The 16,135-nt window shown below is 46.5% G+C and carries 9 protein-coding genes; 7 read left to right on the top strand and 2 right to left on the bottom strand.

The genetic code is table 11. The features are described 5' to 3' along the window. Positions 1–3: 3 nt before the first annotated feature. The 7 genes from GLV81_RS11595 to GLV81_RS11565 all read left to right on the top strand — a co-directional run bounded on the left by GLV81_RS11595 (position 4) and on the right by GLV81_RS11565 (position 14,486). Positions 4–3,165, top strand: coding sequence for a SusC/RagA family TonB-linked outer membrane protein (locus tag GLV81_RS11595; protein WP_157479006.1), 3,162 nt, complete (start codon positions 4–6; stop codon positions 3,163–3,165). Between the two features lie 28 nt (positions 3,166–3,193). Beyond that, positions 3,194–4,948, top strand: a complete 1,755-nt coding sequence (locus GLV81_RS11590; protein WP_157479005.1) for a RagB/SusD family nutrient uptake outer membrane protein — start codon at positions 3,194–3,196, stop codon at positions 4,946–4,948. 113 nt (positions 4,949–5,061) lie between these two features. Then, the gene (locus GLV81_RS11585) at positions 5,062–6,021 is read left to right on the top strand and encodes a family 43 glycosylhydrolase (protein WP_425500000.1); all 960 of its coding nucleotides are present in this window, start codon (positions 5,062–5,064) and stop codon (positions 6,019–6,021) included. A gap of 7 nt (positions 6,022–6,028) precedes the next feature. Further along, positions 6,029–7,903, top strand: a complete 1,875-nt coding sequence (locus tag GLV81_RS11580; RefSeq protein ID WP_246185956.1) for a rhamnogalacturonan lyase — start codon at positions 6,029–6,031, stop codon at positions 7,901–7,903. Positions 7,904–7,921: 18 nt separating this feature from the next. Further along, positions 7,922–11,524, top strand: coding sequence for a DUF4450 domain-containing protein (locus tag GLV81_RS11575; protein WP_157479004.1), 3,603 nt, complete (start codon positions 7,922–7,924; stop codon positions 11,522–11,524). A 12-nt stretch (positions 11,525–11,536) separates the two neighbouring features. Continuing rightward, the gene (locus GLV81_RS11570) at positions 11,537–12,334 is read left to right on the top strand and encodes a rhamnogalacturonan acetylesterase (RefSeq protein ID WP_157479003.1); all 798 of its coding nucleotides are present in this window, start codon (positions 11,537–11,539) and stop codon (positions 12,332–12,334) included. A 19-nt stretch (positions 12,335–12,353) separates the two neighbouring features. Then, complete coding sequence (locus tag GLV81_RS11565) at positions 12,354–14,486, top strand: hypothetical protein (protein WP_246185955.1); 2,133 nt, start codon at positions 12,354–12,356, stop codon at positions 14,484–14,486. A gap of 1 nt (position 14,487) precedes the next feature. On the opposite strand, the gene GLV81_RS11560 is transcribed toward GLV81_RS11565, so the two are convergent. Next, positions 14,488–15,468, bottom strand: a complete 981-nt coding sequence (locus tag GLV81_RS11560; protein WP_197428258.1) for a DUF6807 domain-containing protein — start codon at positions 15,466–15,468, stop codon at positions 14,488–14,490. Next, positions 15,453–16,121, bottom strand: a complete 669-nt coding sequence (locus tag GLV81_RS11555; RefSeq protein WP_197428257.1) for a DUF6250 domain-containing protein — start codon at positions 16,119–16,121, stop codon at positions 15,453–15,455. Before GLV81_RS11555 ends, GLV81_RS11560 begins: the two co-directional genes overlap by 16 nt. Between the last annotated feature and the right edge of the window lie 14 nt (positions 16,122–16,135).

Raw genomic sequence — 16,135 nt, 5'->3', positions numbered from 1 at the left:
GAAATGCGTAAGTTTTTGACCACTTCTTTACTGGCACTCAGTTGTTGTATTGCACAGGCGCAAAGCCAGGGCAAAACAAAAGCCGATTCGGTAAAGACAACACAACAAACCATCGTGGTGAAAGGCATTATCAAAGATGCCGCTTCCGGAAAGCCAGCCGGTGGTGTTCGTGTTTCTGTAACAGGATTTTCTGCAGACATCTCCGATAATGATGGTAGCTTTTCTATTAAAGTGCCCGATCTGCAAGCACAGCTAATGGTGAATGGAGAAGGTTTTCAAACCAGAATAGTTCCTCTCAAAGGCCGCAGTCAGGTAAATATTGCTCTCAACAGCGAGTCGCATGAATCGGTGTATGAAGCCATCACCATGCCAACAGGTAAGCCTTTGCGTAGCGAGGTAACTGCTGCTGCATCACAAGCCTACTTTAATGGCGCCTGGGAACAACCGGCAGAAATACCTGATGCGATGTTGCAGGGCCGTGTTGCCGGCCTCAACAGCATTCGCAGAAGCGGTGCTCCCGGTGCCGGTGCCAGTTTAAATCTTCGTGGTTTCAACTCACTATATGGCACCAACAAACCACTGCTGATTGTAGACAACATGGTGTATGATTACAACGATTATGGTGAATCTATCATTGCTAATAACTACACCAACCCACTGGTATTTATTGATGCAAAAGACATTGAGAATTTTACAGTGTTGAAAGATGCATCATCCATTTACGGTACAAAAGGTGCCAATGGGGCCATCATCATTACCACCAGCCGAGCCAGACAACAAGCTACCAAAATTGATTTTGGGGTGTATGCCGGTGCCAATGCGGCTCCCAATGCATTGCCTGTAATGGATGCCACTGCCTACCGCAGTTATCTGGCAGACATGCTGCAAAGCAAAGGCATGAGCAGTGCTGCCATTGCCGCCATGCCTTTTATGATTGATGATAAAAACAATCCGCAATATTTTGCTACGCACAACAATAACAACTGGCAAAACAAAGTGTTGCAAAACAGCATCAATCAGAACTACTTTTTGAAAGTAACCGGTGGTGACAACATAGCAACTTATGCTTTGAGTATGGGCTTTGCCGACAACAAAGGTATCATCAAAAACACCGACATGAAACGCTACAATACCCGTTTCAATGCGGAGATGAATTTCTCTCAACGCTTTACCGGTACTGCCAATCTTTCATTTACCTACAACGAACAAAACCTGAAAGATCAGGGCATTGCCAACAATACAAACCCATTGTATCTGGCGTTGATAAAAGCACCATTTTACACCGACAGAGAAGTGAATGCATCAGGAGAGGTTTCGCCAAACGTGAGTGATGTAGATGGCCTGGGCGTAGGCAACCCCAGTGCATTGATTGATTTGATGCAGGCTTACAACAAGTACTATCGCTTCTTTGGTTCATTTGGTTTCAAGTATGAAATCAGCAATAAGCTTTCTGCCAGTACTTTGTTTGGTATTACATACGATAAAGTGCGGGAAAACATTTTTGTACCACGTAAAGGTGTGCAAGATGACACCACCGCCAATGCCATTATCGAAAGCCGCTTGGGTGCACAGGTAAAACGATTGTTTTCTTTGTACAGCGATACCCGCCTTAGCTACGACAACAAGCAGAATAAACATGGTTTCAAAGCGAACCTTGGCTTGCGTTATCAAAACAACAGTGCAGAGCAAGACATTGCCAGAACTTTCAACAGTGCTACAGATGAATTGGTAAGTGTACAAAATGGTGTGAGCTTGCTGCGTCAGGTTGGTGGTAATGTAGGTTCGTGGAACTGGATGAACATTTATGCCAACGCAGAATACAGCTATCGCAATCGTTTCTTCCTGTCGCTGAATGCGGCTATGGATGCGTCTTCTCGTTTTGGAAAGCAAGCATCGGAAGGCATCATGATCAATGACGTTCCATTTGCTGTAATGCCTTCCGTAGCTGCAGCCTGGTTGGTTTCATCAGAAAAATTCATGGCCAATTCTTCTATTTCGTTGTTGCGTTTCCGGGCCAGCTGGAGCAAAACCGGCAATGATGATATTGGCAACTATAACAGCCGCCAAACTTATGCCGTGCAGAACTTGCTGGGCATGCAAGGCCTGGTGCGCAGTGGTATTGCTAATCCAACATTGCAGTGGGAAAATGTACAACGCAATAACCTTGGCGTAGACCTCGGTTTGATGAATGACCGCATTCAGTTGTTTGCAGATGTATGGCAAAATAAAACCACTAAAATGCTGGTGTATGAGCAGCTGGCTACAGCCTCTGGTTTTAATACTGTACTCACCAACAACGGCGGTATGGAAACAAAAGGCATTGATCTTGCTCTGAATGTACGAGTAGTGAACAAGCCCAATCTGAAATGGGATGTGGCGGTGAATGCATCTACTTACGACAATAAAATGACGGCAGTTCCCGGTGGAAGTTTTGTTACACAATTTGCCGGCGCTGGCATTCTTACCAAAGAGGGTGAAGCAGCCAATCAGTTTTATGGTTTGCAGGCAACCGGTGTGTACAGCACGGATGCAGCAGCAGCTTCTGCGGGCTTGCAGCGCCGCATGGCCGATGGTTCGCTTCGTGCATTTACCGGAGGTGATGTAATATTCGCTGATTTGAACCGGGATAAAATTATTGACGACAACGACCGTACTGTCATTGGCAATGCTAACGCATCTTGGATTGGTGGTTTCAGCAACCGCGTAGCATGGAAGCGTTTTACCTTTGAAGCCTTGTTTACTTTCAGCAGTGGCAATGATGTATACAATTATTTGCGTCACCAACTGGAGTCGATGAGTAACACCAACAATCAGTTGCAAAGTGCCGGCAACCGTTGGAGAAGCAATGGTCAAATTACCAATACACCCAAAGCCAGCTACGGTGATCCCATGGGCAATGCACAGTTTAGCAGCCGCTGGATTGAAGATGGCTCTTACCTGAGACTTCGCACCCTCAGTGTATCATACAACGTGCCGGTAAGTGGCAAGGGGATGGTTAAAGATTTGAACATTTACCTGCATGGCAATAACCTGCTCACCTTTACGAAGTACCTGGGCTACGATCCTGAGTTTAGTGTAAATCCAAGTGTGTTTGCACAAGGTATTGATACAGGATTGACACCACAGTTTACCAGTGCCATGTTTGGTTTGAAACTCGGATTGTAATTAAATGACAGCTAAAAAGAAACGTGTAATGAAAACGTTCAAAATATCCTACTTCACCCTCATGCTGATGGCTGCACTTGCAGGATTAGCGGGTTGTAAGAAGACGTTTGATAAAGAACCTGAGCAGGTATTGGATGTAGCCAATATGTATCGGGATGTGTATGATGCCGATGCTGCCATTATTGGTTTGTACGGAAAGTTCATGAACCTCGCAGACAGGTATGTAATACTGAATGAACTGCGTGGCGACATGCTGAACTATACCGACAATGCAGACATGTACCTGCGTCAGATTAGTTCGCACAATGTAACGGCTGATAATCCGTATGCCAATCCACGTCCGTTTTATGAACTGATTTTGAATTGCAATGATGTGCTGAAGAATTTCCTCATCATGAAGCAAGACAATAAAATGAAAGAAGCAGAATTTAATCAGCGCTACAGCGATGTTGGAGCCTTGCGTTCTTTCCTTTACCTGCAACTGGGCATTCATTATGGCAAAGTGCCGTATGTAACCAGCGCATTGGAAACGGTAGATGATATCAAGAAGAGCAGCAACTTCCCAATGCTCGAATTTGATGTGCTCATCGATAGCCTGATTTCTTTTACAGAAGCATTGCCGTTTAAAGATCCATACCCAAGTGGTACCACGCTGAACATTAATACAGATGGCTACCAGACAGCTAAGTTTTTTGTGAACAAAAAATGTTTGCTGGGCGATTTGTATTTGTGGAAAGGTGACTATACTGCTGCTGCTACCAAGTACCGTGAAGTGATGGAAACTTCTACCAGCGGTACGCAAGGTGCCCGCTACTACATGCAATACAAATTGGGCTGGAATGGTAGTGCCGAAGATCACTACATTACTTACTCCAGAGCTGGCGATGCAACTACCTTGGTTTGGGAACCTCAATGGCGTCACATGTTTCAGCGTGGTCAAGACAATGGCTTCGATTACGAATGGATTTGGGTGCTGCCTTTCGATAGTAAGTTTCAACCGGACAACTCACTGGTAAAATTATTTTCACCTGTTGGAGGCAATTATCTGGTGAAGCCTTCCAAGCAGGCAATGGATTATTGGAACAATACACCACAACGCCCTGTTTCTGGTCAAACCGGTTTTTTGCCTTACGATGCCCGTGGCATTTTTACCTGGCGAGAAATTGGCGGCCAACCCGTGGTGATGAAGTATTTGTATAACTACATCAACTATTCAACCAACACGGCATTGAATCCTTTGCAGAAAAATGGCAAATGGTTTTTGTATCGTCAAACGCACTTGCATTTACGCTTTGCTGAAGCGGCCAACCGTGCTGGCAAACATAAGATTGCCTATGCATTGTTCAATTCTGGTTTCGCTGCAGCATTTCCTCCGCCTTCTGGTGTAACGGATGTTACGCTTTACCACAACACTTTGTGGGAGCCATATCCGTTCAACTTTGATGCCCGCAACAGTGGTGGTACCGGTGTGCCTTACTATCGTTCAGATTGGTACCGCAACCTTGGTATTCGTGGCCGTGCCAACGTGCAGAACTACACGATTACAGGTACCGATAGTTTGTTGCAGATAGAAGATGGTTTGGTACAAGAAGGTGCTTTGGAAAACGGCTTTGAAGGTACTCGTTGGGCAGATTTGCTTCGTGTGGCCCGCCGCAGAAACGATCCCTCTTTTTTGGCGGATAAAGTATACCAGAAACTGCTGAAAGATGGCACGCCCGGTGCTGCAGAAACAAGAGCCCGGTTGATGGATAAAGCCAACTGGTACCTGCCTTTCAAATTGTAACAGTTATTGTTGATACAGATAAATAGGGCTATGAATGGTGCACATTCCATAGCCTTATTTTTTTAGAAATAGCGATGCGTAAAATTGCTCTGATTGGATGCCTAATGTGTTGTGTGCTGCTGGCTTGCAAAACCACGCATACCACTATGGCTATTGCGCCAAAGCCGCTGTACAGAGACAGTGTGTATGATGGTGCTGCCGACCCGGTAATAGTGTGGCATAAGCAACAGCAAACCTGGTATATGTTTTACACCAACCGCAGGGCCAATCAACCGCAGCTGGATGGCGTAACCTGGGTGCATGGCACCCGCATAGGAATAGCGAGTAGTAAAGATGGTGCCAATTGGAAGTACGTGGATACTGCCGATATTCAATATCGGCCGGTGGCTGATTACACGCATTGGGCACCGGAAGTGATGGAGCACAACGGTCTTTATCACATGTACCTCACCTACGTGCCGGGTGTGTTTGCCGATTGGAAGCATCCCAGAGACATTGTACATCTAACGAGCACAGATTTACGCCACTGGAAATTTGAATCGGTGCTAAAGCTGGCCAGCGAAAGAGTGATTGATGCTTGTGTAATAGCCCTGCCCGGTGGTGGGTGGCGAATGTGGTACAACAATGAGCTGGATAAGAAAAGCATTTACTATGCCGACAGCGACGACTTGTATCATTGGACAGACAAAGGCAAAGCGGTAGGTGACAGAGGTGGAGAAGGGCCCAAAGTTTTTTACTGGAAAGAATATTACTGGATGCTGGTAGACAATTGGGCCGGCATGAGTTTATACCGCAGTAAGGATTTAACACAATGGGAAAAACAACCGGAGCGAATTTTAGAACAGCCCGGCACTGGTGCTGAAGATGGCGCCATTGGTGGCCATGCAGACGTATTGGTGAATGGCGACCGTGCCTATGTGTACTACTTTATTCATCCCGGCAAAAACCATCCTACAGACGGATATGAAAAGCGAAGAAGTCTAATTCAGGTAGCCGAATTGACGCTTACAAACGGATGGATTACTTGTGATAGAAATGCTCCGGTAAAAATTCAATTATCTGTTTCAAAATAATAATGCCATGCAAAATTTACGTCACACATTCATGTTGTTGTTGTGTTTGCTACTGGCAAAACAACAACACGCACAACGCATTGCTGAAAAGCTTGACCGTGCAGTAAGTGCTGTGCCAATGCCCGATGGAAAAGTCTTTGTAAGTTGGCGCTGGCTGCTGGAAGATGCAGCAGTACAAGGCTTTAACGTATACAAAGCAACAGGTAAAGAGAAAGCGAAAAAATTGAATGCCACATTGGTAACTGTTACAACTGGTTTTGTAGATGAACAAGCTGACTCCACACAAACACAAAGCTATTTTGTAAAAGCTGTTGTAAAAGGGAAAGAGGCTGTGGCATCACGGTCATTTACATTGCCTGCAAAAGCGCAACCCTATTTTTCCATTCCATTACAAACGCCACAGGGCTACGCACCCAACGATGGTAGTGTAGCTGATTTAGATGGCGACGGTGTGTTTGAAATCATATTGCATCAAACAGGCCGGGGCAAAGACAACTCTCAAGCAGGTATTACTGATCCGCCAATTATTCAGGCGTATAAAATGGATGGCACTTTGTTGTGGAGCATCAACCTCGGCAAGAATATCCGGGAAGGGGCACACTACACGCAGTTTATGGTGTACGATTTGGATGGCGATGGCAAAGCCGAAGTAACCATGAAAACGGCTGATGGTACTGTGGATGGCAAAGACAATATCATTGGTGATGCTACCAGAGACTGGCGCAATGAACGGGGCTATATTTTAGCCGGCCCAGAATTCTTATCCGTTTTTAATGGACTGACCGGTGAAGTGCTTCACACTGTTGATTACATTCCTGCAAGGCATCCTTCCAGCAATCAACCAACGGAGCAAGATTTGAAAGCCATTTGGGGAGATGGTTATGGTAATCGCATGGATCGTTTCTTAGCCGCAGTTGCTTACCTCGATGGCAAACATCCGAGTGTAATTATGTGTCGGGGTTATTATACCAGAACGGTGATTGCCGCATGGGATTTCAGCAATAAAAAACTGCAATCCCGTTGGGTGTTCGATACCAATAACGGAATGAAAAACTTTGCTGGTCAGGGCAATCATAATCTTACCATAACCGATGTAGACAATGATGGAAAAGATGAAATTGTATATGGTGCCATGACGGTGGATGATGATGGCAAAGGTTTGTACAGCACGGGTATTGGCCACGGTGATGCATTGCATGTAAGCGATCTCGATCCATCACGTCCGGGGCTGGAAGTGTTTCACATTCAGGAACGTTTTGGCGATGCCGGCGCCAATCTGCGGGATGCAAAAACCGGTGAAATCATTTGGAAAAAAGCTTCTGTAAAAGCAGGGGAGGATGGCGAAGGACCCGGCCGTGGATTGGCCATAGACATGGATCCCCGCTATGATGGCGCCGAGTGTTGGGTAGCTGGTGCAGGCATCACAGGTGTGTTTGATATTAAAGGCAATAAAATTGCAGACAGGGCTCCTGCATGCAACATGGGTATGTATTGGGATGGCGATGCGTACAGCGAAATTTTGAATGGTACAACCATTGAACGTTGGGATACTGCCAGCAATAAAGCCATCCGCATTTTTGATGCTCGTCAATACAATTGCGTTAGCAACAATGGTACCAAGGCTAACCCGGTGCTGAGTGCCGATATTTGGGGCGATTGGCGGGAAGAGTTGATTTACCGCACAGCAGACAACAATGAGCTGCGTATTTTTTCTACACCAATTCCAACGCCGCATAAGCTCACTACTTTTTTGCAAGATCATCAGTACCGTTTGAGCATTGTTTGGCAAAATGTGGCTTACAATCAACCGCCACATACCAGCTATTCGGTTGCAGAAAAAGTAAAGCAGTTGGCTTCCAAAGCAGTTGCTGTTTCACAATAACAATCAAATGCCACGCACATGCATTTACGTCATTTACTATTACAGTTGATACTTGCCTTCGTTTTGGCTCATGCAGCTGAAGCGCAACAGCAGTTGCCAGCTGCCAAATGGCGTCAGCTGCATTATGCACCACAAGATGGATGGTTTGTAAAGCAGCAGGGAAAAATGCGTTTCAACCGAAGCTTATACAGTACCAATACGGCATTCAGGATTGAAGCAGGTGATGTGCCTGAGTTTGGATTGTACCTGCCCGGCATGGGTGGCAATATTCGATTGGCCATTCAGCAGGGCAGAAGCATCAAATGGGTGAATGATGCTGATAGCATAGAAACCCGATACAGGCCTGAGCACATGCAGTATGTGTTGCGGGATAAACTGTTGGGTACTGGTTCATTGCAATTGGATGTGCTGGCGATGCAAGCGGATGAAGGTCTGTTGATGCAACTGACCTGTAACAATATTGCAGCCGATGTGCAGTTGCATGTAGTGTACGGTGGTGTAAGTGGTAAAAAGTTTTCCCGTGATGGTGACATAGGCGCAGACCCCGAATCGGTTTGGTATTTGCAGCCCGGCTATTGCTCGGGCAACAATATTCGTTTTGGTACTGGCGGCACATTTACCATCACCGATCATTATGAAGAACATGTGGTGTCTGGCAGTTTTCCAACTTCGACCTCATTCGCTACCGTTGATTTGACGCAAACGCAACAGGCTGCACAACTATTGACGGCTCCGGTAGCCATCAACCATCCGGTACTAAAAGCTTCGTTTTCTTTGAATGCTGATGCGCCGCAATGGTTGCAGTGGACGCCCGGTGCACAGCAAACACCGAATGGACAATTGGCGGCACAGTATCAAGAAGCGTTACAACAAATTGATCAGATAAGTGAACGGATAAAGTTGTCAACTCCTGACGAGTGGATCAATCAGTTGGGGCCTGTTTTGGCCAATGCTGGAAATGCCATTTGGGATAATCCTACTTACATGCATGGAGCAGTAGCGTGGCGTATGCGATTGCCCGGATGGCGTGGTGCAAATGTTGCCGATCCGTTGGGATGGCACGACAGAGCCCGTACGCATTTTGAAGCGTATGCCAAAAGCCAAATCGTTAATCCTTCAGCCGGACCGGTAGTGATGGATACTGCTTTGAACCTTGCACGGCATCAGGAAAAAATTGGCAATGCAGTTTTTAGCAGTGGCTATATCTGCAGAAATCCCAATGGCGATATCCGGCCACACCACTATGATATGAACCTGGTGTTTGTGGATCAGTTGCTCACACATTTTGAATGGACGGGTGACACAGCATTTGTACAAAGCATGTGGTCCTTGCTCGAACGCCATTTGGCATGGGAGAAAAGAAATTTTGATACAGATGATGATGGTTTGTACGATGCTTACTGTTGTATTTGGGCAAGTGATGCATTGCAGTACAGCGGCGGCGGTGTGGCACATTCTTCAGCGTACAATTACCGGGCATTTAGTGCCGCTGCCAGGCTGGCTGCACTTATTGGTAAAGACGGCATAGCGTATGCTGCCGAGGCCAATAAAATTATGAATGCCATTCAGCAGAATCTGTGGTTGGCGGATAAAGGATGGTTGGCAGAATACAAAGATGCATTGGGGCATCGGCTTGTGCATCCCGCAGCTGCTTTGTGGACGGTGTATCATGCCATTGATTCCAAAGTGCCCGATCCATTTCAGGCATGGCAAATGATGCAATACGTTTCTCATGAAATACCTGCTATCCCATTCAAAATAAAAGGCGTTCCTGATTCTTTTTTGTTGCGCAGTACTACCAACTGGCACCCATATGTATGGAGTATCAACAACGTGGCATTGGGTGAGTTGATGCATACATCGCTGGCGTACTGGCAGGCTGGTGATAACGAGCAGGCATTTAAGCTGTGGAAAAGTAGCCTGATGGAAAGTTTGTATTGCGGTGCAGGTCCCGGTGCCTTTCATCAGCTCTTGTCGTTTGATGCTGCCCGTGGCGAACTCTACCGCGACTTTGCCGATCCTGTAGGTGTAGCCGCCAGAACTGTAGTGGAAGGATTGTTTGGTATTAAACCCAATGTACTGGAGCAACGCTTGCTGATTGAACCGGGCTTTCCAAAAGCATGGCAGCATGCCTCATTATCAGTGCCCGATATTCAGGTGTCGTTTAAAAGAAATGGCATAGAAGAGTTGTGGGATATTCATCAACAATGGCCGGTGAAAATGCAAACGGCGTTGCGCATTCCTGCCATCAGTACTTACTTACCAACGGTATTGGTAAATGGAGTGCAAGTGCCCGTTCAATTTGATGCAGCACATATTGGTCAGCCTCTACTGAATATCGAATTACCGGCGGCAACGCATTATGCCATTCGAATTGTTTGGAGCAATGCCACTTTGCGTCCATTGCCCAAAACCACATATCAAGCTGTGCGGGGAGAAACCTTGAGCATGCCATTTCCGCTGCTTAAAATTTTGCAGCTGAAAGATCCGCAAGGAGTATTGCAGCAAGTAAAAAATACACAGTCAGGCATACAGGCAAAAGTGGTGGGTCAATTGGGAAGCCGTCACCTGTTTGTACAAGTGCAGCACGGAGCTGCTATTTGGTGGCAGCCGGTATTGATTCAGGTGAATCCTGCTGCAGCCATTGTTTCAAAAACAAACTTGAACGGCGCTGTACAACTGCAATTGAATTTGCCTGCAGCAGTAAAGTCTGTTGTTGTTAATGGTTGGCAGCAATCAGTAGCCCTGCTGTGGCAGGCAAGTAAAAGACAGCTTCGTATACCGGTAACTGCATTGCTGCCCGGCACCAATCATATTGAACTGGGTTTGGTAAATGGCACTAAACAATCTCTGCAGTTTATTGATTGGCAGATAGGTTTGTCAACCAATACTAAAACAACAACCATTCAGCTTGGTGCTATGCTGAATGCAGCAGTTACTGATATCTTTCAGCAGCGCTATGCTTCGCCACGATTGGCAGTGCCAACCCTGCAATTGCCATTGCAAGGTTTTGGTCAATGGTGTTATCCGCAGGCCACTGCCAGTATCAGCGATACTGGATTGCGCAAAAAAATGCAATTCAACGGTTCTGTATTGATGCTGCCCAACGGTGTGAGCTTTTCAGTTCCTTCTACAACTCAAAACATTGCCTTCACCAGTATGTGGGACAATTATCCGGATGTGTTGCAAGTACCGGTGAGTGGCAAAGCAAGACATGCCTGGTTGCTGATGGCTGGTAGTACCAACCCAATGCAAAGCCGGATAGTGAATGGTGCCGTATTGGTAAAATATACAGACGGTACATTGGATTCACTGCCGCTGATCAATCCGGAAAACTGGTGGCCCATCGAGCAGGATTATATTGAGGACGGCTATCAGTTTGCCCGCCAAACACCAAGGCCGCCAAGAGTGCATCTGGCCACAGGGGAAGTGTGGATGACGGCCAAACCCAAATACAGCAGCATTAAAGGCATGACCAATATGGCCATTGATGGTGGTGCTGCCACGGTGGTTGATATTCCACTTCGTGCAGACAAAACTTTGCAATCCATTGCATGGAAATCCATCAGCAACGATGTTGTGATTGGAACCATGGCCATTACACTTTTACAAGCAGATTAAAAAAAAGACAACATGATACAACGACGCAATTTTATCTGGAGAACAACCTTGTTGCTGGCAACAGCTGTAGTACTGCAAGCTTTTTGGGTACAAACAGAACGCAAGCCGGTGTTGTATATCATTGGCGACTCAACTGTTCGCAATGGTGATGGCACAGGGAAAAACAAGCAGTGGGGTTGGGGCACAGTTTTACATCCTTACTTTGATACAACCCGTATTCAAATTCAGAACCATGCCATTGGTGGCCGTAGCAGCCGCACATTCATGACAGAAGGCCGTTGGGATCGCATCATGAATAATTTACAACCCGGCGATTTTGTCATCATGCAATTCGGCCACAACGATGCTGGCCCGCTGGATGATACTTCCCGTGCCCGTGGTACAATACGGGGCATTGGCGATGAAGAAAAAGAGATTTACAATCCTATTAGGAAAGTGCAGGAAGTGGTGCATACTTACGGTTGGTACATGCGTAAATACGTGACCGATACCAAAGCAAAAGGCGCCACTGCAATTGTGTGTTCGCCGGTGCCCCGCAACAATTGGCAGCAAGGGAAAATCCGCCGCTCCAATCAGGATTATGGTTTGTGGGCCAAACAAATTGCTGAGCAAAATGGCGCATACTTTATTGACCTGAATGAATTGGTGGCAGCTGCATATGAAACCATGGACACGGCAACTGTCAATACTTTATTTTTTGGCGATCATACACACACTAGTTTGCCGGGTGCTGAGTTGAATGCGGGCAAAGTAGCTGCTGGTATTAAAGCGCTGCCGAAGATGCCATTGCAAGCATATCTGAAACCATAATCATTTCACTCATTATTTTATGATTCGTTATCGTCGTGTGTGGGCAATATTTGGTTGCTGTTTGTTGTCATTGCTGGCAGTGGCGCAGCCTATCAACAGGAAAGCGGTTGTCAGCAGGCACAATGTGCAGGTGTCGTCATTCGATTCGTTGCAATCGCTGACGGTTGGTAATGGTGCTTTCGCTTTTACTGTGGATGCTACTGGTTTGCAAACATTTCCGCAACAATACCAAAAGGGCGTACCACTGGGCACACAAAGCGAATGGGGCTGGCATAGTTTTCCCAACGAACAGCAATACCGGTTCGAAGAATCTTTGCGGGAGTACAATCTGCATGGCAGAAAAGTGAGCTTTGGTGTACAAATAAAAGAGCCGCTTCGCAACAAACAAGCTGGTGATTATTTTCGGCAAAATCCACATCGGTTGCACTTGGGCCACTTGGGTTTTGAACTCATTAAAAAAGATGGCAGCATTGCCACGTCCGCAGATTTACGCAACATCAAACAGACCCTTCACTTGTGGACAGGCATTATACATAGCAGCTTTGAATTGGAAGGGGTGCCCGTGTATGTTCAAACCATGAGTCATCAAGAAAGGGATGCTATTGCGGTACAGGTGACTTCTGCATTGATACAACAAAAACGACTTCGTTTTATTTTGTCATTTCCGTATCCAACGGGTGAGTGGGCTGATGGCGGTGCTGTTTACCTGCACAACGATAAACACCGCAGCGAGTTGATTCAAAGCAGCAATCAGCAAGCGGTTTGGCAGCATCAATTGGATAGCACCCGGTATTTTGCGCAAGCCGCTTTTGCAGGCAATGCAATAGTGAACAATACACAACCACATCTTTTTTCTATCACACCCGCCGATGGCACCACATTTGGCATGTCGTTGGAGTTTGCAGCATCGTTACCTGCATCTGTAAGCAAATGGCATGAAGTACAAGCCAGCACTACCAAGGGCTGGCAGGCATTTTGGCAAAGCGGCGCTGCTGTAGATTTTGGCGGTTGCAAAGACCCACGAGCATTTGAAATAGAACGCCGGGTAGTGTTGTCGCAATACCTTACCAAAGTACAATGTGCCGGCAATTTTCCGCCACAAGAAACCGGCCTTACCTACAATAGTTGGTTTGGAAAACCACATTTGGAAATGCATTGGTGGCATGCTGTTCACTTTGCTTTGTGGGGCCGCCCCGAGCTGCTGGAAAAAAGCATGCAGTGGTACCGGACCGTGTATGATGAAGCAAAAGCCATTGCTGTTCGTCAGGGGTATGAAGGCGTACGTTGGCAGAAAATGGTCGATCATGAAGGCAATGAAAGTCCTTCTTCTGTTGGTGCATTTCTCATTTGGCAACAACCACATTTTATCACGTTTGCAGAGTTGTTGTACAAAAGCAAAAATGATAAAGCGGTTCTCAAACGCTATAGCGATTTGGTTTTTGCTACTGCCGATTTCATGGCCAGCTATGCGTGGTATGATAGCAGCAAGGGCCGGTATATTTTAGGCCCGGGATTAATACCTGCACAAGAGCGTTTTGAAGCCGTACAAACTTTCAACCCCACCTATGAATTGCATTACTGGCATTGGGCATTAACCACGGCACAGGCATGGCGGGTTCGCATGGGCATGCCACACCAGGCAAAGTGGGATGATGTGCTCCAGAAATTGTCGCCACTGCCTGTGCAGGATAGCATTTACCTCGCTACAGAAAGTGCTCCGGATAGTTACACAAATCCACGTTATTTAACCGATCATCCGGCGGTGTATGGTACACTTGGTATGTTGCCCGCCAGCAGCATGCTGGATAAGGAAACCATGCGTCGCACCTTCAATCATGTTTGGAACGTGTGGACATGGGACGATACATGGGGCTGGGATTTTCCAATGGCGGCTATGACGGCTACACGGCTAAACATGCCCGATAAAGCGGTAGATGCATTGCTCATGCCCATTCGTACAAATCGTTATTTACCCAATGGCCACAATTATCAGGACGACAGACTACGCTTGTACCTGCCGGGTAATGGTGGTGTACTTACTGCTGTAGCATTGATGCTGGCTGGCTTTGAGGGCAATACCGAAGCGCAGCCTGGCATTCCTAAAAATGCCAATTGGCAAGTGAAATGGGAAGGATTGCAGCCTTTCTTTTAAGCTATTGACGGCTAAAATCTTTTTCCAATTGCATTACAGTGTTTTTGTGCAGGGGCGTAGTGCCTGTTGCTATCACGAGCCTGTATTGCAGCTGTAAACTTTCTCCTTGTTGTAGTCTGGTTGTATATGCAGGTTTGATGGCATCAAAACTTTTTTGCGCCAGTGAATTTATAGCAAATAAACCATAACCTCTGGCATGCCAATAAGCCGGGTAGTGCAGATTTTTAGGATGATCGATAATCACCACGCTGATTGACTGCTGTTGTACTTGTCCGTGCAGCATTACCCAATTGGCCCGCTTGCCCCATACTTCGTGGCCTGTAAGTTCTGATGAAGAAAGGTAGTTGCCATTGGCACCGGATTGTTCGCCTTTCCAAGGTATTTGTAATTCGCGGCGAAGCCTTATGCCAAAGGTTCCATCTTTTACATCGCCAAGCGTAACAGGCTTGAGTGCAGTAAGCTTCGTTGTCCAGTCAATAATGTAGTAGTTGGCTTGTTTGCTGAAATGCAAGGTCGTTGTATCGAGCAAAATAGCTTGTTGCTGATTGTCTTTCCATCGGGCATGAAATTGCAATATGGCTGCTGCGCCTTTAGTTTGCGATAACAGATTATCTACCACAATGCTGCCCAATTTCCCTTTGCGGTCGGCAGCTGGCCAGAGAGAGTTGTTCCAAAAGTCGCTGCCATTTACATCTTCATACGTAAACCATACACCTACCTGATGCGGATGATCTGTAGTATCGTTGAGCAAGGGCATCAACGGATAGCCACGGCTGATGAGCACTTGGTCGGGTGCAAATATGCGGTGCAGATAGGGGCGACGCAATGTATCATCAAACCAAAACTGCGCTACACTATCGCGGCCAAACTGTATGTTGTAGCGTTTGTTGTTGTTGGCATATTGCTGAATGCTGAACGTTTGTGCATGACTTGTGCAGCAACTAATGCTCAACAATGCAGTGGCAATTATTTTGGCAACCATATGTTGAAATTCGTAATCCATTGATTTGATTTGGTGCTGCGTATTCCGAACAGCCCCTGCCGCAACGGTTGTGCATCGGTATAGCTGAACCATAGTTGATTATTCACCCACAATTGTGTAAGCGGTGGATGTACAAGCAACGTACAATGATACACGGTGTTGGGTTGTAGCAGGTAGTTGGGTTGGGTATATTCCTGCAATAGTAAGCGGTTGCCACTGCCATCGTATTTTCTAAAACGGGTAGTGCTGTTGTAATTGCCGCCAATGCCGGCGTAATACAACCGCCAACGGTCGTAGCCTTCCAGTTTACCACTGGGGTTGGCTGTATCGGTTGGTGTGGCTTGCCAAAACAGATTCACATCACTGAGGCGATAATTGGCACCGGATGTATCTGAAGGAAAGCCCCGGTCAAAACTGATGATGTACGATTGGGGCAATGATTTTTTTAACCATAACGTTACGCCATCTGCACAATTGAGCCACAGTGTATCCTGCTGCGTAAATACACGGTTGTGACTATTGTGTAGCATGTGTGCCAGCCACAGGTTGCTGTCTAAGCTATTGCCAAAAGATATGGCTGCAACATGTTTACCTTTTGCCGGCTGTGCTGCTGTGGTTAGCGCAACAGTAATACTTGCCAGCAGTACAAACATGAAGCGCCACAGCA

This window comes from Phnomibacter ginsenosidimutans (genome assembly GCF_009740285.1).
Taxonomy (GTDB): Bacteria; Bacteroidota; Bacteroidia; order Chitinophagales; family Chitinophagaceae; genus Phnomibacter; species Phnomibacter ginsenosidimutans.
The sequence above is the reverse complement of the archived record's forward strand: the minus strand, read 5'-3'. Positions and strand labels throughout refer to the sequence as shown.